The sequence below is a fragment of the Nonomuraea diastatica genome (genome assembly GCF_004349015.1).
Classification (GTDB): domain Bacteria; phylum Actinomycetota; class Actinomycetes; order Streptosporangiales; family Streptosporangiaceae; genus Nonomuraea; species Nonomuraea diastatica.
Map to the genome: position 1 here is coordinate 1 of NZ_SMKP01000165.1, position 25,141 is coordinate 25,141.

Annotated in this window: 26 protein-coding genes and 4 pseudogenes; 12 read left to right on the plus strand and 18 right to left on the minus strand. The window is 69.8% G+C overall.

Translation table 11 applies throughout. From position 1 onward, the window contains the following. Nucleotides 1-89 precede the first annotated feature (89 nt). From E1294_RS39740 to E1294_RS39765, 6 genes and pseudogenes are all read right to left on the minus strand, one after another. Nucleotides 90-1,229 (minus strand): AAA family ATPase, encoded by a 1,140-nt coding sequence (locus tag E1294_RS39740; protein WP_132516132.1) that lies wholly within the window; start codon nucleotides 1,227-1,229, stop codon nucleotides 90-92. 228 nt (nucleotides 1,230-1,457) lie between these two features. Next, nucleotides 1,458-1,912: pseudogene (locus E1294_RS56520) on the minus strand (AfsR/SARP family transcriptional regulator); the annotation flags it as partial. A gap of 84 nt (nucleotides 1,913-1,996) precedes the next feature. Beyond that, entirely contained in the window at nucleotides 1,997-3,427 is a 1,431-nt protein-coding gene (locus E1294_RS39755) for an MFS transporter (protein WP_132516133.1), read from the minus strand. 288 nt (nucleotides 3,428-3,715) lie between these two features. Then, a complete protein-coding gene (locus E1294_RS57545) occupies nucleotides 3,716-3,841 on the minus strand; it encodes a hypothetical protein (RefSeq protein ID WP_281284581.1) in 126 nt (41 codons plus the stop codon). Next, nucleotides 3,838-4,155 carry a DUF4396 domain-containing protein gene (locus tag E1294_RS56525; protein ID WP_246083627.1) on the minus strand — a complete coding sequence of 106 codons (318 nt, stop codon included), beginning with the start codon at nucleotides 4,153-4,155 and terminating at the stop codon, nucleotides 3,838-3,840. The genes E1294_RS57545 and E1294_RS56525 overlap by 4 nt, the downstream gene beginning before the upstream one ends. 581 nt (nucleotides 4,156-4,736) lie before the next feature. After that, complete coding sequence (locus E1294_RS39765) at nucleotides 4,737-5,141, minus strand: MerR family transcriptional regulator (RefSeq protein WP_220448192.1); 405 nt, start codon at nucleotides 5,139-5,141, stop codon at nucleotides 4,737-4,739. Between the two features lie 34 nt (nucleotides 5,142-5,175). On the opposite strand from E1294_RS39765, the gene E1294_RS39770 reads away from it, so the two are divergent. Next, entirely contained in the window at nucleotides 5,176-5,949 is a 774-nt protein-coding gene (locus tag E1294_RS39770; protein ID WP_246083628.1) for a methyltransferase domain-containing protein, read from the plus strand. Here E1294_RS39770 and E1294_RS56530 read toward each other — a convergent pair. From E1294_RS56530 to E1294_RS39790, 5 genes and pseudogenes are all read right to left on the minus strand, one after another. Next, entirely contained in the window at nucleotides 5,908-6,327 is a 420-nt protein-coding gene (locus E1294_RS56530; protein ID WP_246083629.1) for a M48 family metalloprotease, read from the minus strand. The two genes, E1294_RS39770 and E1294_RS56530, sit on opposite strands and share 42 nt — an antisense overlap. 14 nt (nucleotides 6,328-6,341) lie before the next feature. After that, nucleotides 6,342-6,428: pseudogene (locus E1294_RS58450) on the minus strand (M48 family metalloprotease); the annotation flags it as partial. Nucleotides 6,429-6,765: 337 nt separating this feature from the next. Next, complete coding sequence (locus E1294_RS39780) at nucleotides 6,766-7,140, minus strand: BlaI/MecI/CopY family transcriptional regulator (protein ID WP_132516135.1); 375 nt, start codon at nucleotides 7,138-7,140, stop codon at nucleotides 6,766-6,768. Nucleotides 7,141-7,165: 25 nt separating this feature from the next. Further along, complete coding sequence (locus E1294_RS54990; RefSeq protein WP_220448193.1) at nucleotides 7,166-7,450, minus strand: NAD(P)/FAD-dependent oxidoreductase; 285 nt, start codon at nucleotides 7,448-7,450, stop codon at nucleotides 7,166-7,168. Further along, entirely contained in the window at nucleotides 7,443-8,504 is a 1,062-nt protein-coding gene (locus E1294_RS39790; protein WP_132516136.1) for a hypothetical protein, read from the minus strand. The genes E1294_RS54990 and E1294_RS39790 overlap by 8 nt, the downstream gene beginning before the upstream one ends. 505 nt (nucleotides 8,505-9,009) lie before the next feature. Here E1294_RS39790 and E1294_RS54995 point away from each other — a divergent pair. After that, entirely contained in the window at nucleotides 9,010-9,210 is a 201-nt protein-coding gene (locus E1294_RS54995) for a mycothiol transferase (RefSeq protein WP_220448194.1), read from the plus strand. Here the strand turns inward: E1294_RS54995 and E1294_RS39800 are convergent. Further along, on the minus strand, nucleotides 9,177-10,034 hold the full coding sequence (locus tag E1294_RS39800) for a LysR family transcriptional regulator (RefSeq protein ID WP_246083631.1): 858 nt from the start codon (nucleotides 10,032-10,034) through the stop codon (nucleotides 9,177-9,179). The genes E1294_RS54995 and E1294_RS39800 overlap by 34 nt on opposite strands. Nucleotides 10,035-10,156: 122 nt before the next feature. Between E1294_RS39800 and E1294_RS39805 the strand changes: the two genes are divergently transcribed. Further along, nucleotides 10,157-10,651, plus strand: a complete 495-nt coding sequence (locus E1294_RS39805) for a cupin domain-containing protein (protein ID WP_132516139.1) — start codon at nucleotides 10,157-10,159, stop codon at nucleotides 10,649-10,651. Continuing rightward, nucleotides 10,648-11,382 carry an MFS transporter gene (locus E1294_RS39810; RefSeq protein ID WP_132516140.1) on the plus strand — a complete coding sequence of 245 codons (735 nt, stop codon included), beginning with the start codon at nucleotides 10,648-10,650 and terminating at the stop codon, nucleotides 11,380-11,382. Before E1294_RS39805 ends, E1294_RS39810 begins: the two co-directional genes overlap by 4 nt. On the opposite strand, the gene E1294_RS39815 is transcribed toward E1294_RS39810, so the two are convergent. From E1294_RS39815 to E1294_RS56535, 3 genes are all read right to left on the minus strand, one after another. Then, complete coding sequence (locus E1294_RS39815) at nucleotides 11,324-11,587, minus strand: hypothetical protein (protein WP_181958629.1); 264 nt, start codon at nucleotides 11,585-11,587, stop codon at nucleotides 11,324-11,326. The genes E1294_RS39810 and E1294_RS39815 overlap by 59 nt on opposite strands. A 606-nt stretch (nucleotides 11,588-12,193) precedes the next feature. After that, on the minus strand, nucleotides 12,194-13,591 hold the full coding sequence (locus tag E1294_RS39825) for a sulfatase-like hydrolase/transferase (RefSeq protein ID WP_132516141.1): 1,398 nt from the start codon (nucleotides 13,589-13,591) through the stop codon (nucleotides 12,194-12,196). 54 nt (nucleotides 13,592-13,645) lie between these two features. Continuing rightward, entirely contained in the window at nucleotides 13,646-13,975 is a 330-nt protein-coding gene (locus E1294_RS56535; RefSeq protein WP_246083632.1) for a hypothetical protein, read from the minus strand. Between the two features lie 401 nt (nucleotides 13,976-14,376). Here E1294_RS56535 and E1294_RS39835 point away from each other — a divergent pair, with 401 nt between their 5' ends. Both E1294_RS39835 and E1294_RS39840 read left to right on the plus strand, forming a co-directional pair. Beyond that, complete coding sequence (locus tag E1294_RS39835) at nucleotides 14,377-16,239, plus strand: alpha-L-arabinofuranosidase C-terminal domain-containing protein (protein ID WP_132516143.1); 1,863 nt, start codon at nucleotides 14,377-14,379, stop codon at nucleotides 16,237-16,239. Nucleotides 16,240-16,711: 472 nt separating this feature from the next. Further along, nucleotides 16,712-17,743 (plus strand): LacI family DNA-binding transcriptional regulator, encoded by a 1,032-nt coding sequence (locus E1294_RS39840; protein ID WP_132516144.1) that lies wholly within the window; start codon nucleotides 16,712-16,714, stop codon nucleotides 17,741-17,743. Between the two features lie 42 nt (nucleotides 17,744-17,785). On the opposite strand, the pseudogene E1294_RS39845 reads toward E1294_RS39840, so the two are convergent. Next, a pseudogene (locus tag E1294_RS39845) lies at nucleotides 17,786-17,932 on the minus strand (sigma factor); the annotation flags it as partial. Nucleotides 17,933-18,071: 139 nt separating this feature from the next. On the opposite strand from E1294_RS39845, the gene E1294_RS39850 reads away from it, so the two are divergent. Together E1294_RS39850 and E1294_RS39855 are read left to right on the plus strand one after the other, a co-directional pair. Then, nucleotides 18,072-19,214, plus strand: a complete 1,143-nt coding sequence (locus E1294_RS39850) for a serine hydrolase domain-containing protein (protein WP_132516145.1) — start codon at nucleotides 18,072-18,074, stop codon at nucleotides 19,212-19,214. 9 nt (nucleotides 19,215-19,223) lie between these two features. Continuing rightward, nucleotides 19,224-19,448: pseudogene (locus E1294_RS39855) on the plus strand (response regulator transcription factor); the annotation flags it as partial. Nucleotides 19,449-19,734: 286 nt separating this feature from the next. Here the strand turns inward: E1294_RS39855 and E1294_RS53435 are convergent. Beyond that, complete coding sequence (locus E1294_RS53435) at nucleotides 19,735-19,893, minus strand: hypothetical protein (RefSeq protein ID WP_165977729.1); 159 nt, start codon at nucleotides 19,891-19,893, stop codon at nucleotides 19,735-19,737. A 44-nt stretch (nucleotides 19,894-19,937) separates the two neighbouring features. Here E1294_RS53435 and E1294_RS39860 point away from each other — a divergent pair, with 44 nt between their 5' ends. Next, entirely contained in the window at nucleotides 19,938-20,321 is a 384-nt protein-coding gene (locus E1294_RS39860; protein ID WP_132516147.1) for a hypothetical protein, read from the plus strand. Between the two features lie 231 nt (nucleotides 20,322-20,552). Here the strand turns inward: E1294_RS39860 and E1294_RS39865 are convergent, their stop codons facing one another. Then, nucleotides 20,553-22,721: an MMPL family transporter gene (locus tag E1294_RS39865; protein ID WP_132516148.1), complete on the minus strand. Its 2,169-nt coding sequence runs from the start codon at nucleotides 22,719-22,721 to the stop codon at nucleotides 20,553-20,555. Nucleotides 22,722-22,834: 113 nt separating this feature from the next. Here E1294_RS39865 and E1294_RS39870 point away from each other — a divergent pair, with 113 nt between their 5' ends. The 3 genes from E1294_RS39870 to E1294_RS39880 all read left to right on the plus strand — a co-directional run. Continuing rightward, nucleotides 22,835-23,521 (plus strand): response regulator transcription factor, encoded by a 687-nt coding sequence (locus tag E1294_RS39870; RefSeq protein WP_132516149.1) that lies wholly within the window; start codon nucleotides 22,835-22,837, stop codon nucleotides 23,519-23,521. Then, a complete protein-coding gene (locus E1294_RS39875; RefSeq protein WP_132516150.1) occupies nucleotides 23,521-24,630 on the plus strand; it encodes a sensor histidine kinase in 1,110 nt (369 codons plus the stop codon). Before E1294_RS39870 ends, E1294_RS39875 begins: the two co-directional genes overlap by 1 nt. Before the next feature lie 213 nt (nucleotides 24,631-24,843). Continuing rightward, on the plus strand, nucleotides 24,844-25,141 hold a 298-nt coding region (locus tag E1294_RS39880), incomplete at its 3' end, for a beta-lactamase family protein (RefSeq protein ID WP_165977730.1).

The window sequence follows — 25,141 nt, forward strand, 5'->3', positions numbered from 1 at the left end:
CATCGAGGTGTCTCACCCTCGGCTGTCGCTCTGGAGGCCGGCGTCGATGCGGCTGTGCCGCCCGCGCGGAGGGACGGAAAAGTTGTCACTCATATCCAGGCGACGAACGGGCGGCCTCCCGGGGGACGCCTCGGACCCGGGGAATTCAGAGCTGTTGGAGCCGCTGGGTCGGGAACCGCCGCTCGGGCGTCGAGTTCGACTCGGTCGAGCAGGCGCGCATGGACCGCCGGCATCGCGGCCGGGCTCTCCTCCGCCTCGGCGCGCTCGTGGGCGAAGTCTTGGAGGAGGTCGTGCATGCGATAGCGGGGCTGCCCGCATAGATCCACCTCCTCAGCGCCGAGCAGACCGGCCAAGGCGAGAATCTCGGCCGCCGCTTCCGCTGCTCGCTGCTTTACTCCCATCAGTGCCGCAAGGCTCCAGTCGGCCGCGCTGTCGAGACCCGCCAGCCCGAGCAGCCGGAACGCCCGGCGGGCTACGTCGGGCAGCGTGTCGTAGCTCATTGCGAACCCGGCCCGCACGTCCTGGCCCCCGATCGCCAGCTCGTCCAGCCGCGCCGCGTTGTCGGCCAGCCGTGCCGCGAAGGTGCGCAGCGGCCAGCCCGGCCGGGTCGCGAGCCGAGCCCCGGCGATGCGGATGGCGAGGGGCAGGTAGCCGCAGGCACGCAGGATCTCCCGAGCCGCTTCGGGCTCGCTGCGTACTCTGGTCTCACCTGCGATGCCCTCGAGCAGAGCTCGTGCCTCGTCCTCAGCTGGGAGGCCGAGCGGCACGGTGGTCACACCGGGTAGTGCGGTCAAGGGCCCGCGGCTGGTCACCAGCACAGCGCTGTGCGGCGTACCCGGCAGCAGGTGGCTTACCTGATCGGCGCTGGCCGCGTTGTCCAGCACGATCAGCATGGCGCGGTCGGCCACCAAAGACCGAAACAGGGCGGCCCGCCCTTCGAGGGTGCCGGGGAGGTCGGAACCGTCCGTCTGCAGGCCCCGCAACAGCTCGGCCAGCAGGGAGTAGGGCTCTCTCGGCCCGGATGAGCCGCTCGACATGCGCAGGTAGAGCTGGCCGTCGGGGAAGTCGGGACGCACGAGGTGGGCGACGCGGGCCGCGAGCGTGCTCTTGCCGATTCCGGGTGGTCCCGTGATGGCCGCGATGGTCGGCGCGGTGGGTAGGGGCACGCGTGGCCGGGCAATGCCGGGCGGGGCGTCGGGGGCGCGTAACGCGGCCAGAAGGGTCGCCACTTCTCCTGTCCTGCCTACGAAGTCAGCGATATCCGGGGGAAGCTGGCAGATCGCCAGGGGCTGGGCCGGAGCTCCATAGTCGGGCGCACCGACGTGGGGACTCGTCGCCCGGTCCCTCCGGGCCTGAAGTGCCGTCGATGTGGCCGGGCCCGGTGCGGACTCTTTCTGGCCGACCGAGGCGTGCGCTGGGCGAGCGGGCTCGGGCGTGTCTCCCGAGAGGATGGCGGCCTGGAGCTGGCGCAGCTCGGAGCCGGGTTCGATGCCGAGCTCATCGCTGAGGACGGTCCGCGCCTGCTGATAGGTCTCCAGCGCTTCTCCCGCCGGCCCAACCGCGACAGCGCCAGCATGAGTTGCAGCCAGCCCCGTTCGCGTAGCGGGTACTCACGGGTGAAGCGCCGTAGGTCGCCCACCGCTTCGGCTTCCATGCCCAGCTGCAGCAGCCGGTCCGCCCAGTCAAAGCGTGCCCCGGCCAAACGCTCCTCCAGTTCAGCGAAGCGCGCCGCCATGGTGCCGGTCAGCGGGGTGTCCTCGGCGGGTGTGCCGCGCCACAGCAGCAGCGCTCGGTCAAGCCGCCGGGCCGCTCGCTCCGGATCGGCCTCAGTGATGTCGGGGGTGTTTTCCAGAGCGGGATGGCCTTCGAGGTGGGCGGCGAGGCTCTCCAGCTGCTGGCGGGCGTAGCACACTACCGCGGGTGCGCCCGGCTCCCAAGTGTGGGAGCCGGGCGCGGAAATCGCGGCCTACTGTTGGCCGACCGACCATGGGCGGCATCAGCTGCGGACGGAGGCGGTCTCTTCGGCGGGCTCGGCGTGCCCGATCCCGCGCGTACGCATGGTGCCGGCGGCGAGGAGCGCGCCGGCGAGGGCGATGCCGGCCGCTCCGATGAACGCCGCAGAGAAGCCGTCGGTCAGGGCGGGCAGGTTGCCGAGCTGACCGGAGCCGTGGGCGGCGGCCACCGCGGTCATGGCCGCGAGGCCGAGCGCGGAGCCGACCTGGTAGCTCGTGTTGACGATGCCGGAGGCCAGGCCGCCCTCCTCGGGACGGGCGGAGGAGATGGCGGTGCCCAGGGACGGGATGAACGCCAGCGACATGCCCAGCGCGGCGACGAGGCTGGCCGGCAGGACGTCGGCGGCGAAACTGCCGTCGGGACGGATGAACGCCAGCCACACCATGCCGACGGCGAGCAGGGCCAGCCCGATGACGGTCGTGGCCTTGGGGCCGAACCGTCCGATGGCCCTGGGCGCCAGGACGATCATGCCGATCATGATGAGGACGGTCATCGGCAGCAGGGCCGCCCCGCTGGGGAAAGCGCTGTAGCCGAGAACCTGTTGCAGGTAGAGGTTGAGGAAGAACCACATCGGGATCCACGCCCCGCCGAGCAGCAGCTGGGTGAGATTGGCGGCGGCGAGGTTCGGGGTGCGGAAGATGGACAGGCGCATCAGCGGTTCGCGGCGGCGGGCCTGGATCGCGACGAACGCCCCCAGCAGCACCACGGCTGCGGCCAGCACGAGCCAGGTCTGCGCAGAGCCCCAGCCGACCTCGGGTGCCCGGACGATGGCGTAGACGGCTGCGCCGAGACCGAGTGTGACGGTAAGCGCGCCCAGCACGTCGACGGAGCCGCGCCGGGCCTGGGCTGCGGGCATCAGCGGGCCGGTGGCGAGCAGGGCGACGATCGCGATGGGGATGTTGATGAAGAAGACCCAGGGCCAGCTCAGGTACTCGGTGATGACGCCGCCGAGGAACACTCCCGCGGTGCCGCCCGCCGGGGCGGCGGCGCCGTACAGAGCCAGGGCCTTGGTGAGTTCCTTGGGGGCGTGGCCGAACAACATCATCAGCAGCGTGAGGGCGGACGGTGCGATCAGGGCGGCGCCGACGCCCTGCACCGCGCGGCCCGTGAGCTCGACCCAGACATCGGGAGCGATGCCGGCCACCAGGGAGCCGATGAGCAGGATGAGCCAGCCCGTGCCGAACATCCTCCGGGCGCCGAGCAGGTCGGACAGCCGGCCGCCGAGCAGGAGCAACCCACCGAAGGCGACCACGTAGGCGTTGAAGACCCAGGACAGGCTCTCCTGGGAGAAGCCGAGATCCTCCTGGATGCGGGGAAGGGCTACGCCGATGATCGACGTGTCCATGATGACGATGAATTGCGCAGCGGCAATCAGCGCCAGGGCGGTCCATCGCCTAGGGGATGGTGCGGACATGACCTCTCCAATATATTACCGGGGTAGGGTATAACGGCGGCAACGAATCCGCTGGCGCCGTCCTATACCCCTTGGGGGTATGTAGAAGATATATACACCCAGGGGGTATCCGTCAAGTGCGCGTGCCTCTCCGATGCGACTGAGCCGGTATTGCCGGCCTGACGCTGAGGCGAAGGAGCTGGCGAAGACCCTCGAAACGAGGGATACCGGGATGCCCGGCTATCCGGGCATCCGGTACGCCGACGGCACATGCCGGCGGGATCCGGCGTCACCGGGCGCGGTCGCCGCCTACACCGCACTCGACGTCACGGCGGTGACCAGCCGGACCGTCGCCACCGTGCGGGGAGCGCACCTCGCGATGGAGCCGACGGTTTCGTACGTCATCGTGCTGCTGGCGCTCGCCGCGCTGGTCACCGGCATGATCCGGGCAACGCGGTGCGGAAGTCCACTCCGGTACGCAGCACGCCACGCATCGTCAGCGCGTAGCCGAAAACGAAGGCCAACCCCACTGCCAGCGCCACGGTGGCGATGTCGGACAGGCCGACTGAGGTGCCGATGACCATGCCGAGCACCTCGCCGATGGCACACCCGGTCAAACAGTGCAGGGTTGCCTGCGCGGCCATGCCCCAGGTGGTGGAGGGCGGGGTGGCGGGGTGATGCCCGGCGTGTTCGTGTTCGCTGGACGCAGTTGGTTCGGGGCTCGCGTGGTGGTGACCGCTGTGGTCCAAGATGATCCTCCTTAGTGGTGGATCGGTAGACTGTACCCGTAAGGGGTATACAGGACGATCGGGCGTTCTGACCAGCCCGATGACTTCCGCCGGCACGTCGTGAGAGCTGGATCAGGGCTCGCATAATGGCAGAGTGACTATGGGGCATAGTTTCTGCGGTGGATGGTGCTTCTGCTCACACGGTTCGTGGTCGTGACGTTGGTCACCGGCGTGCTGGTGCTTGGCGAGTCCGCCGGCCGACCGAGGCGCACCCGCTTCGCGCGTGGGCTCCCTGGGAATCCACCGGCTGCCGCGACCTCGGCCCCGCCGCAGGTGGCTGCGCTGGAGCGGTTACGGGAACCCGCGCCCCCTCGTGGTCGCGGACCGTTCGTCACCGATGGCGATCATTCGAGCGAGTTCGGCGATGGAAGGACGTGACGCTGGGATCGAGCACCACGTCGAGAATTGCCGTACTGCGATCCTTGCCACCTCCGGCGTTCATGCTGTCCGCCATGCCCGCCCCGGCCATCCCCACGGCGACCGCAGGGTTGAGTACTACGGCTAATCGTAGAGCGCGGGAGCTGCGAGACGGGCAGCCGGGCTCACCCGCGTATGTGTTGTGGGGGTGACAGGGAGATCCGCTCAGCCACCACGGCCTGGAAATGGGGACAACCGCTGAAGTCCTCGTGATCGCACTCGAGCGCGCAGTCGATCAGTTCGAGCGACGCCTGTGCTTCGGCGATGTGCCGGGCGAGCTCCGCCCTGCGGCGCAGCAGGACAGCTCGCCGCTCTGCCGCGTCAGAGGTGGTCATCATCTCGCGGATCTCGTCCAGGCTGAATCCGGCTTCCTTCGCGCGGATGATGACGGCCACGCGGTAGAGGTCATCAGGCCCGTAGCGGCGGCGTTCGCCGCCTACCCTGGCGGGGGTGAGCAGGCCCGTCGTCTCCCAATGGCGCAGGACATGAGTCGCCAGCCCGAATCGCTGCGCAACGTCGCCGATGCTCATGGTCGCGGTTGACTTCATGTCGACATTAAGTCGCATGCTGGCTCGCATGTCCAAAACGACGGAACACACGGATTCACTGATCCGCATGCTCGATGTCGTCGACGTGATGCCCGAGGCTGTCGCGTTGCGTGCGCGGTCGTACGAGTTGCTCGACCTCCCGGACGGTGCGGCGGTGGTCGACGTCGGTTGCGGCGCGGGACGCGCGGTCGCCGAACTCGCGGAGCAGGGGAGGCGGGCCACCGGCGTGGACGTCAGCGAAAAAATGATCGCAGTGGCCCGGCGACGCTGGCCAGGAGCCGACTTCAGGGTCGGTGACGCGTTCGACCTGCCGCTTGACGACAGGGAGGTCGCCGGATACCGGGCCGACAAGGTGTTTCATGAACTCGCCGACGCCGCCAGGGCGCTGAAGGAGGCGAGGCGGGTGCTCGCGCCCGACGGACGGATCGTGCTCATCGGCCAGGACTGGGACACCTTTATCATCGATTCCGACGATCCGGCGCTCACACGGACCATCGTGCACGCACGTGCCGACATGATTCCCCATCCGTGGGCGGCCCGTCGCTACCGCAACCTGTTCCTGGAGGGCGGCTTCGAGGATGTCGTGGTGGAGGCGCACGTGGGCGTTTTCACTGATGCCGCGATGCTGCCCATGCTCACCGGCATCGCGGAAGGCGCCCGCACCACCGGAGCAATCACCCCAGAACAGGAAGCGGCGTGGGTGGCCGAGCAGAACGAGCGAGCACGGATGAGTCGTATGTTCCTGGCGCTACCGATCTTCGTGGCCGCGGCACGACGATCCCGGGAGTAGCTCAGGCAGGGCGACGGCCTGCGCACGTAGACGGCTCTCGTTGTCGCGGCGGCTGGGCTGGGGCTGGTCGAGCCCGCCCAGCAGCACGGCGACGGTGAGCAGTCCTGTCAGGCGTTCACGGCGGCCGAGCGGCGCTTCTGGATTGAGCATGCGGCGTACGCGGGTGAGGGCTGTCTCGCCACCCGCGCCCAGCGTGAACGCCGGCGCGCGGCCGGTCGCCAGCCGGACCAGCGCGGCGGCGATCTGCGTGCGCGGGTGGCGGCGGGCGGCGACGTCGTCGGCGAGATGTTCGACCAGCCGCGCGATCTCCACCCTGGCCCGTTCGAACAGCGGGACTCCGGGGAACGCCCTGGCCATGGCCTCGCCGGCGGCCAGCACGAGGTGTGATGCCGTCCGCGCAGATGCGCCTGCTCGTGCGCCAGCACCGCGGCCACCTGCTCAGGGCCCAGGCTGCGCATGGCTCCCGTGGTGATGACCATCTGGGAGTGCCGGCCCGGCACGCAGTAGGGCACCCTGACCAGCACCGAGCCGGCCGCCACCAAGGCTGCGGCACCCTCAGGAGTCAGGCCCTCGCCGTCGCTGAGCAGGTCGGCACAGGCCTCGAACAGCCCGGCCAGGCCGTGGCCCACGACATCGGCGGGCACGGCGAACGCCAGGGCTGCCAGCACGGCGGATGCGACCACGGAGGCGATCGCCGCCTGCCAGACGGCGATCGCGAGCCGCGGCGCCGTTCGGCCCAGCCCGCGGCTCGCCGTCCGAGTTCCGGCAGCCAGATGGCGGCGACGACCGTGTAGAGCACCAGGACCGCGGCTGCGATCAGCCCGATCCGCCCCTTGGCGAGATGACCTGGAGCGCGGCTTCCAGCGCCGTGGCCTCCTCCGGCGTGAGCCGTTCCAGGAAGTGCACGAGAGTGGCGGCCTGGTTGCCGCTGACCGCCAACACACCGCGCATCAGGTCGGCGGTGTACGCCTCCTTCGAGGCCACCGGCTCGTAGACGTAGGCCCGGCCGGCGGACTGCCGCTTGAGCAGGCCCTTGGTGTGGAGGTTGTCCATCACGGTCATCACGGTGGTGTAGGCGATCGTCCTGTCCTGCCGGAGATCTTCGAGCACGTCTCGGACGGTGGCCGGTCGCCGTCGGGCCCATATCCGATCCATGATCGTTGATTCGAGCTCGCCGAGGCCGCGCATCATGTCGTCATGCTACCGGCGATCGTAGTCAGGACGTCTGGCGTGCCGTGATCGCTCGCTTGAGCCTGATCGGCTCCTTGGGGAGGTTGGCCGCGACGGCGCCCACGGGCACGCCATTCCGCGTGAAACCGCCGCCGATGACCAGGACATGTTCGTGCCCGGACGCCAGCTCCGCCCGGAGCGCGAGCGCGTCCTCGATGGTGCGCAGCGTGTGGACGCCGTCGAACGGCCCGGGGTCGGGCGCCGGCGGCGATGACGAGGCCGTCGTAGGCGAGTTCGGTCCCGTCGTCGCTGATCCACAGATCTCAAGCATTGGTCCGGCGGGCGACTTTCGGGTGCTGTGGCAACAGCATGATGAGGAGTCCTGTCAGGAGGAAGACACCGAGAACGACGACAGCGAGCGCGCTTGACTGCTGCGGGGCGAACAAGAGAGCTCGGAGTTGGTCGACCGTTATGCGCAGAGGACTCCACGACCACGCCAAGACGCGGTATGCGGGCGCGAGCAACTCCGGTGGTTGAGTCGCCATCGGTGCGCCTATCAGGTAGATCAGACTGATCAGCGGGAGGCTCGCCCAGCCAAGCAAACGTGCGAGTGCACCGTGGAGCGCGGAAAAGGCCATGGCTATCAGGAAGATCAAAGCGATCGCTTCCGCGGTCCAGGCGATACCGGATTCCCATGACCCGACAGTGGCGAACATCACGGCAGGGGCGATGAGGCCGAAGGCGATGACCATGGCGATTCCACTTTCGGAGGCATCGATGCCCGCGCGGCGGCGCAACAGGCGTGCCACGACCGTGCCCACCATCCCCGCGATCCAGAGAACCGATACCAGGGCGAGTGGGATGACCCGGCCGGCCGCGGAAACGGGATGGAGAACCGTGGCTACGGGCGGCGCGGCTGTCATGATCGCCGTCGCGGCTTGCCGTAGCATCTGTTCGGCCGCCGCTGTCGCGTTCGGGTGAGCCGTCCCACCCGTCGTCACCTTCGCCTCGACGCCTCCGCCTGGATCGATCGACAGGGTCAGGAAGCCCATGATCCCGCCGGTGACGAGTGCGTCATTCGCTTCTTCCTCGCCGAGCCGTCGCCACGACACGGCCTCGCCGCTTGCCGCGGCGAGCTGATCCACCAGGTGCTCGGTCGATGCGCCAGGCGCCGATCCGGAGGCCACGACTCCAAGGGGCACCTCGTGCGGAGCCACGGTGGCCTGCACCCCGAACGTCAAGATCGCCACTATGGCCGCGGCCAATGCCGCGATCGCCCCTGCGGCGACGTCCAATGCGACGGGACGTGGACGGCGGGCCGCTGGCAGGTCAGAGCGCGCGTCGAGGGCGGCTGCTTTGCCGCTATGCGATTCGGTGTGGTTCATGACCTTCTCATCACGCTAACCGAAGGGAAGTCCTTCGGTTATGCTCACGCTAGCACAACCGGAGGCTTTGCCTCCCTATGCCGTGGAGCGAATGCCGCGCTTGGGTTTGAAAGCCGCCGACGCAAACGAAGTGAGCTCGACGCCGTGGCGGTGATCAGCGCCGGATCGCCCGATTTCCGTACCAGCGCCGGCGCTTGATTGATCAGGCGGCGTTCACTCCCGGATGCCCACCTCAAACGGCCCTGGGGCGAGTGTGGTTGCGTCCGCCGTCCTGGTCTGCGTCGGCCATCGCACGCTCAAGCCTGCACAGGCTCGATGCAGCCGGACAAAACGTGGCAGTCGAGCAGCCGACAACCTTCGCCGCGTCCACGGCATCCGCTGGCGACAAGAGCGCGGACGAGGCAGGCGGTTGGCGGCGAGGTGGTGGCCCGGGGCAACCCGCTCAAGACGGTCTACCCCGTCTACGCCTCACGCGTGGACGCGAGGTATCCCATGCTGCTGGCCGATGCATCGACCTGGACGCCGTGTCCGTGGGACCAACAGCCAGGGGGACCACCTCACGCCGCGCTGGATGATCGGCCACCTGGCGGAGGAGGCCGCCCGACACAACGGCCAGATCGACATCCTGCGCGAGCTCATCGACGGCGTCAAGGACGCCCAGCCCGGCTGCGGTCAGGTGAGGCGCATCAGGGTGTCGAGCAGATGACGGACGGCCGGGGTCGGCGGGCCAGGGGGGACGGCCAGCGAGGTGGTCAGCGTGAGCCCCGCCAGCGGGCGGATGGCGACCCGGGGGATCTCCGGCAGGCCGGTGACCTCGTAGAACACCGTCCACGACGGGGCGCCGACGCCGAGGTCGGACAGGGTCTCCTGGAAGGTCGTGAACGGCGGCCCGGCGGGCGGGGCGATCCCCGCCTCCCGGCAGGCGTCGGTGACCAGGTCGTGGAAGGGCGGGTTGTCCTCGCGCGGGGCGAGCCGGAGGGGGAGGTCCGCCAGGTCTTCGAGCCTGAGCTCCGCCGCGCGCGTCAGCCGGTGACCGGCGGGCAGCGCCGCGTACAGCGGGTCCGTCCAGATCGGGAGCAGCTCCAGGCCGGGCGCGTCGGCGAGCGCGCGGACGAGCGCCGCGTCGAGCTCGCCGGAGCGCACGGCTGACAGGCGGGCGGGCAGGGGGAGCCGGCGCGGGCGGACCTGGAGCCGCGGCGCGACGGCGGCCAGTTCGTTGAGCGTGCGGTAGATCCGGTCGCCGGGCCCCTGCACGATGCCCAGACGCAGGACCCCGTCGGCGCCCGCGCGGATGTCGGCGGCGACCTGCCGGGCGCGGTGCGCGGCGGCCAGGACCGCGCGCGCCTCGGGCAGCAGGCGCTCGCCCGCGCCGGACAGGCGCACGTGCCGGGTCGAACGGTCGAACAGCGGCACGCCCAGCTCGCGTTCGAGCCGGCCGATCTGCTGGCTCACCGCCGACTGCACGATGCTGAGCCGTTCGGCCGCCCGGCCGAAACCGCCTTCTTCGGCGACTGCCACGAAGTACGTCAACTGTCGCAATTCCACCGGCGCCCCGATTTATCTCGATTCGTGATGACCCCAGGTCATAACCGATGCTGGTTCGCGGCTTGTTCCCGGCCTCCAATGGATCCCGTATCAGGAAGGAGCTGAAGATGACGTACACGGGATCGCAGGCCCTCGTCGTGCCCGCGGAGGCGGCGGAGGTCGTCGCACTTCCCGCGGGCGGCGCGTTCACCCTGCTCGCCGACGCGAGTGGCACTGCGGGCGCGCTCGGCGCCAACCGGCTCACGCTGGGGGCGGGCCGCGACGGCGCCAATCCGCACTTCCACGCGTTCTCCACCGAGTTGTTCTACGTCCTGGACGGAGTGATGGAGTTCCTCGTCGGTGAGGAGGTGGCAACCGTCTCGGAAGGCGGGCTCGTCGTCGTGCCGCCGCGCGTGCCGCACGCCTTCGGCGCGACGCCGGGGACGGACACCGAGCTGCTGTCCGTTCTGGCACCAGGTGTCGAGCGTTTCGGCTATTTCCGGCAGTTGGCGCGGGTCCAGCACGGCCTGGCGCCCTTCGACAGCCTGCTGCCGGAGCAGGAACGTTACGACGTGCACTTCGTGGATGCCGCCGCCTGGCGCTCGCTGAGGAGCTCCCGATGACCGCCGCGCCCGTCACCGGGATCGAACCCTCTCCCGGCCGGATCGGCCCGCTGTCGACCGCCGTGCGGCTCGGCGGCCTGTTCGGCCCCGCCGTCTTCGGCGTCACGGCTGCCGCCGTGGCATTGCCCCAGGTCGCTGTGGCGCTGAACGCGGGCCCCGCCCAGGTCGCCTGGGTCCTCACCGCGCACGCGCTGGCGCTCGGCGTCGGCACCGCCGTCTTCGGACGGCTGGCCGACTCCCGAGGGGCGCGCACCACCTTGCTGATCGCGGCGCTGACGCTCGTCGCCGGCGCGCTCCTGTGCCTCGTGGCGCCCACCCTCGGCGCCCTGGTAGCCGGGCGGTTGCTGCTGGCGGCGGGGTCCGGCGGCACGGCGGCGGTCGGCGCCGCGCTGCTCGCGGGCGTGGACGCCGGTGACCGCCTATGGGTGCTCGCGCGATACGGCGTGGTCATGGCTCTCTTCGCCTCCTCCGCCACGCTGCTCGGCGGGATGGTGACGGCCTGGCTGAGCTGGCGCGTCACCGTCGTGCTGCCGGTGCTGTCGATCCTGGCGGTGCCCTTCTGCCTCCGGCTGGCCGTACGCGCCGGGTCACATCGCCCCGTCGACATCACCGGTGCCGCCGCGCTGACCGTGACCGTGAGCTCGCTGATCGTGCTCATCCAGGCCAGGACGCTCAAGCTCGACGGCCCTGGTCGAGCACCGGCCCGGCCACGTCGTTCAGAGTCCGGGTGAGCACCGACACCGCCCGTGCCGCGCTCTCCTCGACCCGATCGTGCGGACCCTCCGGCTCCGGCGGCAGCCCGTCGAGCGGCACCTCGATGAGCAGGCTCGCCCGCAGGAGCGGGTGCCGGGCCAGGTCACGCTGGGTCGGCTCGACGTACTGGCCGAACGTCTCCTGCCAGCCAGCCCGGAATGGCGAAAATCGGCGGCCAACCACACGGCGGTGGTGGCGTGCGGACGGCGGTGATCAGCTGTCCGCGGCCCGCTCGGCCTCGAGGTGCGGGGTGTCGCCGGGCGGCCGGTGGAAGCCGGCCAGAGCGGGATACGGCGGACCCCGCGCACGCTCTCCACCTCCACCACGGCGTCCAGCGCGGCGAGCGCGACGCACATGTCGGAGGGATGTGTGGCGAGACAGGCCCTGCTCGCGCCGAGGATCGCTCGCGGTCTCGCTCCGGCGGCCCTCTGGGGCGGCCGTCTGGGCGCGTTCCGCCTCATCGACCTGCTGTCACGCCGTCCCGAACTGGTCAGAACGGCGCTCATACACGAGCCTCCGCTGTTCGCGGTACTGGGCGACGGCGCGCCCATGACCGGCTGCCCCAGCGTGCGCTGCTGGACATCCTCACCCGCACCGCTTACCTGCTGGACTGGCACCGCCACATCCCCTGATCGTTTGTCGCCACGATGCACCATGATGATCCCCGCGTCGGCCCTGGCGCCGGAACCAGGCTTGGCCAGGGTGTGCGCCGTCGCTCGGCGTCTGTTGTCTTTGCCTGCGTCGCCGGACTGGTGGCCGCGCAAGGACCACGCCCTCGGCAAGCGCTGATCAGGGCAGCGCCGTATCCACCAGTCCCCGGAGGGCGGCCGCCTGGAGGTCGCGCTGTGCCTCGGCGTACCGCGGGGACCCGGCCACGTCGTGCGTCTCTCGCGGGTCCGATGTGAGGTCGTACATCTCCGTGTGCACGACATCATCGACCTGGGCGTGCACCAGTTTGAGCAGGCCGTCGGTGACCACCTGGAAGCGCTCGCTCTCGGCGAAGACATGCCGATGGCCGCCGGAGTCGAGATGCCGGCCGTCGATCCCGGGGACGGCCTCGGCACCGGCGTGGCCGAGCAGCGTGGGGAAGACATCGACCAGGCTGGTGAGGCGGTCGGTCCGGGTGCCCCCGCCCGCACCCCCGGGCCTGCGCAGCAGCAGCGGCACGTTGAGCACATCCTCGTAGAAGCAGCGCCGCTTGCCCCAGAACCCGTGATTGCCCAGCATCTCACCGTGGTCGCAGGTGAACACCACGACCAGATCGTCGCCGAACCGCGCCTCGGCGGCGGCGATCAGGCGTCCCACCTGGTCGTCTATCAGCGCCACGTTGGCGAGGTAATGGTGGCGCAGCCGCCGCCAGTACGCTGGATCACGGTCGTGGAATCCGCCGCCCTCCATGCGTCCCCGTGAGGGGCCATGGAAGCTCTGGTAGTGCAACCGGCCGGGCTCCGCCCATTCGGACGGGTCCACGTCGGGCTCGCCGACCAGCGATTCGTCGACCCGGGAGAGATACTCCTCAGGAGGGTCGAACGGGAAGTGCGGACCGCTGAAGGAGACCCAGGCGAACATCGGGCGCTCCTCGTCGCAGGAGTCGGTCCATTCGCGAGCCTTGCGGCCGACCCAGGCATCGGGATGCCACTCCGCCGGACCGGGGAAAGGGAACACCGCGCGGGCCGCCTGATCCCAAACGGCGTCCCGGTAGCCTTTCAACAGGCTGGCCGCCTCCAATTCCCGCGCGTAGTCGTCGTAGAACCAGACCGACACCTGCTTGTCGTCCTGCAACGCCAGATGCTCGATACCGAGGCTCAGGTAGTAATCCCGGAACGAGTCGTACGGCAGGGTCCGGTCGGGGCCGGTGGCGGAGTACGGCACCGGCGCGTAATGGCACTTGCCGATGTGCCCGACGGAATAACCCTCAGCTCCCAGCGCCTGGTAGAGGTTCGGCACGTCCACCGATAGCGGCTTGTCGCGGAAGTTGCTGTAGGCGCCGTGGTTTCGCGGATAACGCCCCGTCAGCAGCGAGCTCCGGCTGGGCAGGCACAGAGGGCTCGCCGTGTAGGCGCGATCGAAGACCGTGCCCTCCTGGGCGATCCGATCCAGGTGCGGCGTCGCCACCGCCCGGCCGCCGTAACAGCCGAGCGCGTCCTTGCGCAGCTGGTCCGCGGTGATGAACAGGATCGCGGGCATCTGGCCTCCTGCTGTTGCCGGCCGAGGGTCGCATCTATAACGTTGTCTACAACGTTATACTAAATCCGTCCAAGGAAGCGTGCCGTTGAACGTGCTCGTTGTGCTCAGCGATGAGCAGCGCTGGGACACCCACGGATACGCCGGCAATCGGGCCACCCGTACACCGCACCTCGACGCGCTCGCGGAGACGTCGACGGAGCTCGACGGCTGCCACACGCCGTTCCCCTTGTTCTGCCCTGCGCGGGCGAACCTGTGGAACAGGCGGATGCCCAGCCAGAGCGCCAGGTTCCTGGAGCGGCTGGACTCCCGGCCCGGGTTCGCGGTGTGCTGGTTCGACGCGCCGCACTTGCCGATGGTCGTGCCCCGGCCGTACGACCAGATCATCGATCGCTGTGCGGTCCGGCTGCCCGGGAGCTTCGCGGCCGGCCTGTCAGCCGAGCCCCGCGAGGTGGCGGAGCCGCCGTTCGCCACGAAGTACGCCGATCCCCATGACGCCGGCGTGCGATGGCCGGATCCCGGTGCGGGAATCTCGCTCGCCGACCTGGCCGGGCGGCCGGAGATGGGGCCCACCAGGTCTTATGTGGCGGCGAAGTCTGTGCCCTACGGCATGGACCCGGTGATTTGGAACGCGCGGACGGACGCGGTCGATGCTCCATCCGTACGCCGGAACGGAACATCACGGAGGATCACGCCTACCAACGGGACCGCACGGCGCTCCGCGGCGTGCTCGTTAAGGAGATCGGCGACGTCTTCGGGCAGGTCGCCACTACGTCAGAGGATTCACAATGAAACGGTTCATCTCATACGCCGCGGCCTCCATCGCCTTGGTGACCGTGGCTGCGACGCCAGGTGCGGCATCCGGCGACGCCTCGGGGCGGGCGGACACCGTCATCAAGGTGAGCGACACTCCGATCGCCGGGAAGGTGCCACGCGAGATCATCGGGGCGAACCACCGCTGGCCCGCCAAGGGCCTCGGGATGTGGGACGACGCCGCCGGCAAGCCGGTGCCACGCATGGTCGATCTCGCCAGGCAGACCGGGGTCGGCCTCGTCCGCTACCCGGGCGGGACGGTCGCGAACCTCTTCAACTGGAAGAAGGCCATTGGGTCACAAGCCGGCCGCGGCTGCCAGGTCGGCGGCGGCTTCGTCGGCGGAGCCGAGCCGATGGACAGCATCTATGGTCCTGACGAGAACCAGCGTTTCGTCGGACAGATCGGCGCCAGAACCACGATCATGACGAACGCGACCACACAGACGGTCGCGGACGCGGCGGACTTCGTGGAGTATCTCAATGCCCCGGTCGGGTCGAACCCCAACGGTGGCAAGGACTGGGCGAAGGTACGCGCCGACAACGGACACGCCGAACCGTACGGCATCAGGGCCTGGGAGCTCGGCAACGAGCTGTACCTCGGCAACCAGCGCTACTGGCGTGCCGAGGATCTCGACGCCCGGCTCCGGCAGTACGTCCTGGGCGGCACACAACGGCAGATCGACCAGCCGGTCGGCAAAGAGTGCGACCATCGTGAATCGGCCGCGGTGAGCAACGGCGCGGCGAGCCAGAGGTTCCAGGTCTGGTATCCGCCGGTCGTCCCCCGCAGCCAGGTCGTACGGGTGGACGGCGCGGAATGGCGCGCGGTCGGCAACCTGAGCCAGGCCGGTCCGGACGACGCCGTCTACAGCATCGATGCGAAGCGCGGCGAGATCCGGTTCGGCGACGGGAAGCACGGCCGGATCCCCGCGGAAGGCGCGAGGATCCGGGCCGACTACGGTTCGGGACCGCATCCGGGCTTCGTCGACTACTACAAGGCGATGAAGAAGGCCGACCCGTCGATCGACATCTGCTCGGCATGGGAGACCACGAAGTTCGTCGAGTTGATGGGCAAGGACAAGCCGTACGACTGCGTAGGGGTGCACCTGTACGCTCGGCCGGACGTCGGTGGCGCTCCGGAGAAGATTCATGACAGTGCGATGGCTCTCGCCGAGAATGTGATCCGCGACGAGCTCGACCGGCTGACGGCTGCCATCGACCGCTTCGGGCCGGACAAGGACAAGCCGTACCTCGAGGTCAGCGAGTACGGCCAGATCAAGCAGCCCGGCACCGGTCCGGCTCCGAAGGGCTGGGCCGGGTCGGTCTCCACGACGCTGATCCATGCGGACCTGCTGGTCGGAATGATCGAGCATGGCATGCCGCTCGCGATCTCCTCCAACCTGAACGCCGGGGGCCCGACGGCGGGCGAACTGTTCGGCGGCGCGCCGGACTTCATCGATACCGCGCGGGCCCGGATGCTGAGGCTCGCCGGCGGGCTCGCCGGGACCAGGCCGGTGGAGAACGAGGTCGTGAACAACCCCGGCGGCGACGGCGGCTTCAAGGCGCTGCGCGTGCTCACCACCCGCAGCTCCGATGGCTCCGTACGGCTGTTCGTCCTCAACCGGGACCGCGACACCCCGGTGACGGCGAACGTCGCGTTGCCCGGGAGCGGCGAGGTCAGGGTGCACACGCTGAACGGCGCTGAGATCAGCAGCTTCAATACCAAGGACGACCCGGACGCGGTGAAGACGACGACCACGACCGCGCCTAGAACCGGCACCGGCGTCAAGCACACGTTCCCGGCGCACTCGATCACATTGATCGAGGCGCCTGCTCCGTGACGAACATCCGGCTCGTCCTCCGGAGCGGCATCGGCGTGCGGACGACGGGCCGTACGGCTGCGCGGGAAGCCTGAGCGATCGACGCGTCACGATAGCGCAGGTGCTGGGCGCGGCCGGCTACGCGACGTAGATAAGCGGCAGGTGGCACCCGACCGGGCGGTGCGGGGCCCCTGCCGTTCGAAGGCATGAGCATGCTGCCGGTCTGGCGGGGCCATCGACCCGTGGAACGCGATCTATGCTGGAAGTACGAGGAAGACTCGGCGTCCGGCGCGGACGATGGAAGCTGGTGCGCCAAGCCAGGCGGGATCGGGAACCGTCCGACATCGCCGGCGATCCACGGAGCCGCACGGCCCGTCGGCGCGACATCCTCGCCTCGTTGCCGAGCTGGCGGAGGCGCACGACAGCTGGGCGGTGCGGTGTGATTCCGCTTGAACGGATGACCCGGCCACGGTAGTTACGAGGAGTTCGCGAGATGAGTGCGACGATCAAGGATGTCGCGAAGTTGGCAGGCGTCTCCATCAAGACGGTGTCCAACGTGCTCAACGGATACCCCTACCTCACGCCCGCGACCAAGGCCAAGGTGCAAGAAGCGGTCATCGAGCTGGACTACCGGCCGAACATCTCCGCACGGAACCTCCGGCGCGGGCGTACGGGGATCATCGCGCTCGCGCTGCCGAGCATGAGCAGCCCGTACTTCGCCGAGCTGGCGGAACGGATCGTCAGGGAGGCCGAAAAACATGACCTCACCGTTCTGATCGACTGTACGGCGGGCGACCTCGAACGCGAGAAGCTGGTCGTCGAAGGCTTTCGCGGCCGCCTCATCGACGGGGTGATCCTTCAGCACTGGTCGCTGTCCGAGCGATATCTGCGGAGCCGCCCGGACAAGACGCCCCTCGTGCTGCTGGGCGAGCGTCCGGTGCGATCCGCCGACAACGTGGCGATCGACAGCCGGGAGGCGGCTCAGACCGCTGTGACGCACCTGCTCGAGATCGGCCGCCGCCGGATCGGCGTGCTGGGCGCCCGGGGCGGTCGGCGGCGCCCAGGGCAGCCACAGGCGGCCGGTCTCCGACACGAGGGATACGCCAAGGCACTCGATGCGTATGGCATCCCATTCGACCCTGCGCTGGTCGTCAGCCCTCGGGGCGCGCACAATCCGGAGGAGGTCGCCACGAGTGTGGCCGAGCTGCTTGCGAAGGCCCCGGACATCGACGCGATCTTCTGTCTCAACGATCGGGTGGCGCTCGCCGCCATCCGGGCATTGATCACCCGGGGCGTGCGGGTGCCGTCGGACATCGCGGTGGTGGGCATCGACGATATCGAAGCGGCCCGGCTCACGACTCCGTCCCTCACGACCATCGCACCTGACAAGGCGGGGATCGCCCGGACCGCGGTCGAAATGCTCGCCGAGCAGATCGGGGGCACCGACCGGCCCGCACGCAGGGTCACGGCCGATGCCCATCTGATCGCGCGCGAAAGCACACTCGGCTCTGCCCTCACGCTGTAGCCTCCGCACTCCGGGCCCCGCTCGCTGCGCACCACGGTCGTCACCCGAGTCCGAACGCGCCAGCCGCAACCATGCCTCCTGCACCGCGTCCTCGGCTTCGCTCAGCGAGCCGAGCATGCGGTAGGCGACCGCCTTCAGATGGGGACGGTGCCCCTGGAACTGGTCGGCCAGAAAGTCATGGGACGTCACGATCGCATTCCTCTCATCTCAGCCACGTCAGACAGCTGACGCATCAAACCAGTGAAAGGTGACCGCGAACGCGCCCGGTCACCTTTCCTCCGGACCATCCGTCATGCCGGCGACCAACACCCACGAAAGGTTGCCGACGATGGGTAGGACGGATGTTCACGGAAGGATCGCGGACGGCTTCGAGCAGGTGCGCGAGGCGTTCGCCGCGGTGGTGGCCGAGCAGGACGGCCAGGCGGGCTCGCAGCTGACCGCCTACGTGCACGGCCGGCGGGTGGTCGACCTGTGGGCTGGGGACGAGGTGGGCGGCGACACGCTGACCGGGGTCTACTCCTCGACCAAGGGTGCCGCGACGCTGGTGGCGGCGCTGCTGGTGCAGGAGGGGCTTCTGGACCTCGACGAGCCGGTGGCCCGGTACTGGCCGGAGTTCGCCGCCGCCGGCAAGGACGCGATCACGTTGCGGGACGTGCTCACGCACCGCTCCGGCGTCATCGGCGTCGACGGCGGGCTGTCGGCGGCCGAGCTCGCCGACGACGCGGTGATCGCGCGCCGCCTGGCCGCCCAGCGCCCGTACTGGCGTCCCGGTTCGGCCTACGGCTACGGCGGGTTCGTCTGCTTCGCCTTGGTGAACGAGGTGATCCGGCGGGTGAGCGGGCACTCGCTTCAGCAGGTCTACGACGAGCGCATCCGGATCCCGTACGGGCTGGACCTGTACCTGGGGTTGCCCGAGGCCGAGGAGGACCGGTTCCGGCCGATCGAGTGGTGGACGGCCACGCCGGAGCAGGAGGCCGCGTTCTGGTCGAACGTGCCCGGTCCGCACAGCATTCTCGGCATCGGTTACGGGCTCAACAGCACGCCGCCGCTGGACCAGGTGGCCTTCGCCAACACCCGCGCTGTCCGTGCGAACGGCCAGGCGTCCGCCGGTGGGGTGGGCAGCGCGCGCGGCCTGGCCGGTCTGTACGCGGCGGCCGTCTGGGGAGTGAATGGACGCGCCCCGCTGCTCAAGCCGGACACCGTCGGCGAGTTCGCCCAGCTGCACTCCGTCGGCGGTGACCTGGTCCGCGGCGAGCAGGGCAGGTACGCGCTCGGCTTTCAGGCCAAGGGTCTGCAGTATGCGTTCCTCAGCGCCAGCGCGTTCGGCCACGACGGTTCGGCGGGCGCCGAAGCCTTCGCCGACCCGCTCAACGGCATCGCCTTCGGCTACACCCGGCGCCGCTTCGGCTTCGGCTGGTCCTACCCGGAACACGACCTGCTCGCCGCCGCCGTCCACGCCGCCGCCTGCTGAGGACCGCACATGAGTGGCCGCGAGCGTGAAGTCCTGTCATCGATCGCCCGCGGCTTGTCCAACACCGAACTCGCCGCCCACCTTCACCTCACCCAGGCGACCGTGAAGAGCCATGTGGGAAGCCTGCTGGCCAAGCTCGGCGCCCGCGACCGGGCCCAACTCGTGATCATCGCTTGTGAGAGTGGACTGGTCACCCCGCGTGTCGCTGAGGAAGGCTCATCATCCTCAGGGTGAATGCGTGGAGCGTCCACGGCCCAGCATCCACCCCAGGGTGGAGGCGGGACTTCGGACACCGCTCTGATGTGCTCGTCTCTCGTCGCGAGGGAGGGTTGAGCCATGTTGGAGATGATTGCACCGACCGGGCATCTCGCTGTCGGCCATCCACCGCCTCAGGTTGAGCCCGGCTGCCCGACGGGGTGGCACGTGCCAGGCGGCCTGACCGCCGCCACCCGCCTGCTCAACATCGTCATGGCATGGACCGTGGCCCGCTTCTGGGACAGCCTGCCCTCCGAACGGCGGGTCACTTCCACGCCTTGCCCATCGACCAGTCCGTCGGCCCGCTGATCCAGCTCTGCATGGCCGTGTTCGCCGTGCTGGTCATCACTTCCGAGTACGCGACGGGCACGATTCGGGTGAGCCTGGCCGCCGTACCGGCGCGGCTCGTGTTTCTGGCCGCCAAGACACTGGTCGTAGCCGGCATCACACTCCGTCGCACTGACGGCCGTGCTCGCCTCATACCTGACCTCACGCCTGATCGTCGGGGACCGGCCGATCCCTGGTGCCGCCGGCCCGCTGACCGAAGAGCTTGCACGGCTGCTCAGCGTGAGCCTGGCCACGATGGTGGCGGGCCTGGTCGGGCTGGGCCTCGGTGCCATCACACGCTCAGGGACGGCGGCCATCACAACCGTTGCGACCTTTCTGTTCGTGCTCCCCACGATCATCAACCTCCTACCGACGCCGTGGGGCGAGCGATTAGGGCCGCTCATGCTCCCCAACCTCGCCGGTCACCTCGCCCGTGGTGAGCTGTTCGCGTTAGCCGGTATGGCGATCTACCTGGCCGCAGTAGCAATACCCGCGAACGATTTGATCGTCAGACGGGACGCCTGACATTCTCAACTGTGGGAGGGCTGAGCAGCCCCGACCGGCGACCCGGCTGCCGCGGAGCAGCTCCGCTCAGGACTGAAGCAGTCGAGCTTCTGGTCAGCCCGCCGCCGGCGGCGAAGTCGTTGTCCGGGCGGGTCGTCCCGGGCACGGACTCGCCCAAGGGGTCGTGCTCCGCCGGGGAGGTGACGGTGGAGTGCGTGTCCCTTCCCGGCCGACCTCTTCTGAGCTTGTCCGTCAGCCGACGGACTCCGGGACCCGCTCGGGGGCCTCGTCCGCCAGCGGTGAGGGGCTGACCCGCAGGAGACGTGCCGCCCAGCCCGGCAACCACCAGTTCCACCGGCCCATCATCGCCACGAACGCGGGGACCAGGACGCCGCGGATGAGCGTGGCGTCCAGCAGGATGCCGAGCGCCAGGCCGCTGGCGAAGACCTTGACGTCCAGCTCCGGGGTCATGGCCAGGGCCGCGAACGAGATGAACAGGATCAGTGCCGCCGAGGTCACCAGCCGCCCGGTACGCCCGACGCCTTCCACGACCGCCTGGCGGGTGTCACCGGTCTTGTCGTACTCCTCACGCATCCGGGCGAGGATGAACACCTCGTAGTCCATGCTCAGCCCGTACAGGAAGGCGAAGACCGTCAGGGGGACGAACTCACCGATCGAGCCGGTGGGCTGGATGTCGAGGATCTCCCTGGTGCCCAAGCCGAACTGCCACAGCAGCACCATGGCGCCGATCACCGCGCCGAGCGAGAGCAGGTTGAGCACGATCGCCTTGATCGGCAGCAGCAGCGACCGGAACGCCCGGGCCAGCAACACGAACGTGACCAGCGCGATCAGAGCCAGCATCCAAGGGAACGCGCCGTAGGTGTGGCTCTGGAAGTCCAAGCTCTGCGCCGCGTTCCCGCCGACGCGGACGTTGTCCGGAACGGCGGCGCGGACGCGTTCGATGGTCGCCTCGCCGGCCGGGCTGCCGTTCTCGGCCACCGGCAGCACCGAGATGACCGCGGTCCCGTCGCGCCGCCAGGCGGACGTCTGCGGCGCGAGCACGGTGGCCACGCCCTCGACCTGCTTGATGTGTTCGACGGCGGCCGCCGGGTCGCCGGTGACCAGGGCGTCGATCGGCGTGATCGAGCCGGCGGGCACGCCCGCGCTGGCGAGCGCGGTAAGCCCCGCGTGGCCGGGGCCGGTGGTCAGCAGGTTGCGGCTCTCGGGCAGGCCCAGGTTGACGCCGAGGCCGGTCAGCGCCAGCGCCAGCAGCAGGCCACCGGAGACCAGTGCACCGGGCCGGCGCAGCCGTACGACGCCTCGGGCCCAGGCCGACCACGCCCGCCCGGCGTCGGCCTCTCGGGCGAAGCGGCGGCCGGTCTCGGCCCGGCGGTCCAGCCGCTGGCCGGTGAGGGCGAGCAGGACCGGCAGCACGGTCAGCGTCGCGGCCACGCTCACCGCGGCGATGATCATGCCGGCGATGCCCAGGCTGCGCAGGAACGGCACCGGCAGCACCACCATGGTCACCAGCCCGACGGCGACCGCTACGCCGCTGAACAGCACGGCGCGCCCGGCGCCCGCCATGGCCCGGTGCACCGCCTCGTCACCGCGGAATCCGTTGGCCTGCTCCTCCCGCCAGCGGGCGACCAGCAGGAGCGAGTAGTCCACGGCGATGCCCAGGCCGAGCAGCGGCATGGTGGTCAGGGCCACGTCGTGCACCGTCATCACGAGCGTGAGCAGCAGGATCACGAGGAACGACACGAAGATCGACATGACCGAGATGAGGATGGGGACGAGCGCGAGCATCGAGCGGAACACCAGGAACAACACGGCCACCGCGGCGAGCACGCCGAGACCGATCTTGGCGGGCACGTCCACCCCGCCCGCGTCCACGCTAGGCGCGAGCGTGTCGAGCCCGGTGACGTGCACCTGGGTGCCCGGTGGGAGGTGCGGGGTCATCGCCCCGACGATGATCGGGCTTTCGTCGGGCGTCTCGCCGAGCCCGCCGCCCGGCGGGCTGCCGTCGGAGTAGGTGCCCGGGAACACCAGGCCGAACGTGGTCCGGCCGTCGGCGCCGACCAGCCGCGGGTCGCCGGTGTCAGCGTAGGACACGGTGCGGGCCTGGGGCAGCTTCGCCGCCACCGCGGCGTAGGCGCGGCCGATCGCCTCCTTGCTCGCGTCCGCGCGCAGCCCTTCGGGCAGGACGACGACAGGAACGAACGGCCGCTGGTAACCGCCGTTCCCGTAGATCTTGACGATTTCCTGGTTGGCGTCGAAGGCGGGCATGCCCGGGTGGGCGTACTCCTCCGACAGGCGTTGGATGGCGATGGGTGTGGCGCCCATGCCGACGAAGAACGCCAGCAGAGCCAGCAGGGCGACCAGTCCCTTGCGTCGCAGGACAAGGGCCGAGAGTGTCTCCATGGCACCCAGTGGAACAAAATGATCTTCAACGGCTGTGCGGGCGTTCTTAGAGGCTTATGTGAATCGTGGACCTGGAGCGATGTCACCCCGCCCGCCGGGTGAGACTGGAGCGTGTGAGCCGTATCCTTGTGGTGGACGACGAACCCTACCTCGCTGATCTCGTTTCGACCGCCCTGACGTACGAGGGATTCGAAACCGCGACAGCCGCCACCGGCGCAGCCGCCGTCGCCATGAACGGCTCCTTCCGGCCCGACCTGATCGTCTTGGACATCATGCTGCCGGATGTGCCGGGCACCGAGGTGTGCCGCAGGATCCGCGCCACCGGAACAGAGGTTCCCGTGGTGTTCCTCACCGCGCGGGACGCGACCGAGGACAAGATCGGCGGGTTGACGGTGGGCGGCGACGACTACGTCACCAAGCCGTTCAGCCTGGAGGAGCTGATCGCCCGGATCCGGGCGGTGCTGCGCCGTGCCAAACGGGCCGAGCCGGGCAGCGGCCTGCTGAGCTTCCAGGACCTGGTCATCGACGAGGACGCCTACGAGGTGCGGCGGGACGGCACCCTGCTCGACCTGACCCCGACCGAGTTCAAGCTGCTGCGCTTCCTGGTGGCCAACGCCGGCCGGGTGGTGACCAAGCGGCAGATCCTGGACCACGTCTGGGAGTACGACTTCGGCGGCAACGACGGCGTGGTGCAGACCTACATCAGCTACCTGCGCCGCAAGGTGGACGCCGTGGATCCGCCCCTCATCCACACCGTGCCCCGCGTCGGGTACGTCCTGCGTCTGCCCAGGGAGGACTGATGTCACTGCGAGCCCGTCTGGTCACCACCGTGGTCGGCCTGCTGGCCCTGGCGCTGACGCTGGCCGCCGGGGCGACGTTCGGCGCCATCCAGGACTGGCGCGGGCCCGGCAACTCCCGCCTGCTCGCGCTGAGCACGCCGGAGCAGCTCCTCACCGCCAGCGACGAGCTGACCGAACGGGTGGCATTCGTGCTGATCGGCACGTCCGGGATCGGGCTGGCCTGTTTGGCCTTGCTGGCCGCCCAGCTGATCCGCCGCGGGCTGCGCCCGCTGGACCGCGTCGTCGAGACCGCGGCGGCGATCGGCGCGGGAGACTTCGGGCGGCGGATCGAGATGGCCCCACCGGGCACCGAGGTCGGGCGGCTCGGCGACGCGCTCAATGCGATGCTCGGCCAGATCGAGGGCGCCTTCCGCGAGCGGCAGGAGTCGGAGGACCGGTTGCGCCGGTTCGTCGCCGACGCCTCGCACGAATTGCGCACCCCCATCGCCACCATCCGCGGCTACGCGGAGCTGTTCCGTCGCGGTGCGGCCGTGCGCAAAGACGACCTGAACAAGGCGATGGCCAGGATCGAGGCCGAGGCGACTCGGATGGGCTCCCTGGTGGACGAGATGCTCCTGCTGGCCCGCCTCGACCAGGGCCGTCCGCTGGACCGCGCCCCGGTCGAGCTGACCGAGCTGGCCGCCGACGCGGTGGCCGACACGCTGGCCGTCGATCCCGACCGGCCGCTGTCGCTGGATCACGACGGGCCGGTCTGGGTGACCGGCGACGCCGCCAGGCTCCGCCAGGTGCTGGGCAATCTCCTGGCCAACGTGCTCCACCACACCCCCGACGGAACGCCGGCGGCCGTACGCGTCGCCGCGGCGGACGGCCACGCCTTGATCGAGGTCGCCGACCAGGGACCGGGACTGGACCAGGAGCAAGCCGCCCGGGTCTTCCAGCGGTTCTACCGGGTGGACCACCGGCACGGGAACGAGACCCGCCGCGGCGGCGCCGGCCTCGGCCTGCCCATCGTCCAGGCCGTGGTCACCGCGCACGGCGGCAAGGTCTCGATCAACTCCCACCCCGGCGTCGGCGCCACCTTCCGTGTGCGCCTCCCGCTACGCGATTGAGCGTTCAGCAGTCGCGGCCGGCGGGCCAGCAGGCCGTACGTGACCGCCTGCGTCGCGGTTCGGCCTACGGCTACGGCGGGTTCGTCTGCTTCGCCATGGTGAACGAGGTGATCCGGCGGGTGAGCGGGCACTCGCTTCAGCAGGTCTACGACGAGCGCATCCGGATCCCGTACGGGCTGGACCTGTACCTGGGTTGCCCGAGGCCGAGGGGGAGTGAATGGACGCGCCCCGCTGCTCAAGCCGGACACCGTCGGCGAGTTCGCCCAGCTGCACTCCGTCGGCGGTGACCTGGTCCGCGGCGAGCAGGGCAGGTACGCGCTCGGCTTTCAGGCCAAGGGTCTGCAGTATGCGTTCCTCAGCGCCAGCGCGTTCGGCCACGACGGTTCGGCGGGCGCCGAAGCCTTCGCCGACCCGCTCAACGGCATCGCCTTCGGCTACACCCGGCGCCGCTTCGGCTTCGGCTGGTCCTACCCGGAACACGACCTGCTCGCCGCCGCCGTCCACGCCGCCG

Bases quoted from the DNA above. Each gene is read 5' to 3' on its own strand.
- E1294_RS56535 (WP_246083632.1), bottom strand. From the start codon at position 13,975: ATGATCTGGTCGTACGGCCGGGGCACGACCATCGGCAAGTGCGGCGCG.
- E1294_RS39810 (WP_132516140.1), top strand. From the start codon at position 10,648: ATGACCGCCGCGCCCGTCACCGGGATCGAACCCTCTCCCGGCCGGATC.
- E1294_RS54990 (WP_220448193.1), bottom strand. From the start codon at position 7,450: ATGCTTGAGATCTGTGGATCAGCGACGACGGGACCGAACTCGCCTACG.
- E1294_RS39805 (WP_132516139.1), top strand. From the start codon at position 10,157: ATGACGTACACGGGATCGCAGGCCCTCGTCGTGCCCGCGGAGGCGGCG.
- E1294_RS39780 (WP_132516135.1), bottom strand. From the start codon at position 7,140: ATGATGCGCGGCCTCGGCGAGCTCGAATCAACGATCATGGATCGGATA.
- E1294_RS39755 (WP_132516133.1), bottom strand. From the start codon at position 3,427: ATGTCCGCACCATCCCCTAGGCGATGGACCGCCCTGGCGCTGATTGCC.
- E1294_RS39770 (WP_246083628.1), top strand. From the start codon at position 5,176: ATGCTGGCTCGCATGTCCAAAACGACGGAACACACGGATTCACTGATC.
- E1294_RS39835 (WP_132516143.1), top strand. From the start codon at position 14,377: ATGAAACGGTTCATCTCATACGCCGCGGCCTCCATCGCCTTGGTGACC.
- E1294_RS39790 (WP_132516136.1), bottom strand. From the start codon at position 8,504: ATGAACCACACCGAATCGCATAGCGGCAAAGCAGCCGCCCTCGACGCG.
- E1294_RS39765 (WP_220448192.1), bottom strand. From the start codon at position 5,141: ATGAGCATCGGCGACGTTGCGCAGCGATTCGGGCTGGCGACTCATGTC.
- E1294_RS39875 (WP_132516150.1), top strand. From the start codon at position 23,521: ATGTCACTGCGAGCCCGTCTGGTCACCACCGTGGTCGGCCTGCTGGCC.
- E1294_RS39850 (WP_132516145.1), top strand. From the start codon at position 18,072: ATGGGTAGGACGGATGTTCACGGAAGGATCGCGGACGGCTTCGAGCAG.
- E1294_RS54995 (WP_220448194.1), top strand. From the start codon at position 9,010: ATGCATCGACCTGGACGCCGTGTCCGTGGGACCAACAGCCAGGGGGAC.
- E1294_RS39825 (WP_132516141.1), bottom strand. From the start codon at position 13,591: ATGCCCGCGATCCTGTTCATCACCGCGGACCAGCTGCGCAAGGACGCG.
- E1294_RS39840 (WP_132516144.1), top strand. From the start codon at position 16,712: ATGAGTGCGACGATCAAGGATGTCGCGAAGTTGGCAGGCGTCTCCATC.
- E1294_RS39865 (WP_132516148.1), bottom strand. From the start codon at position 22,721: ATGGAGACACTCTCGGCCCTTGTCCTGCGACGCAAGGGACTGGTCGCC.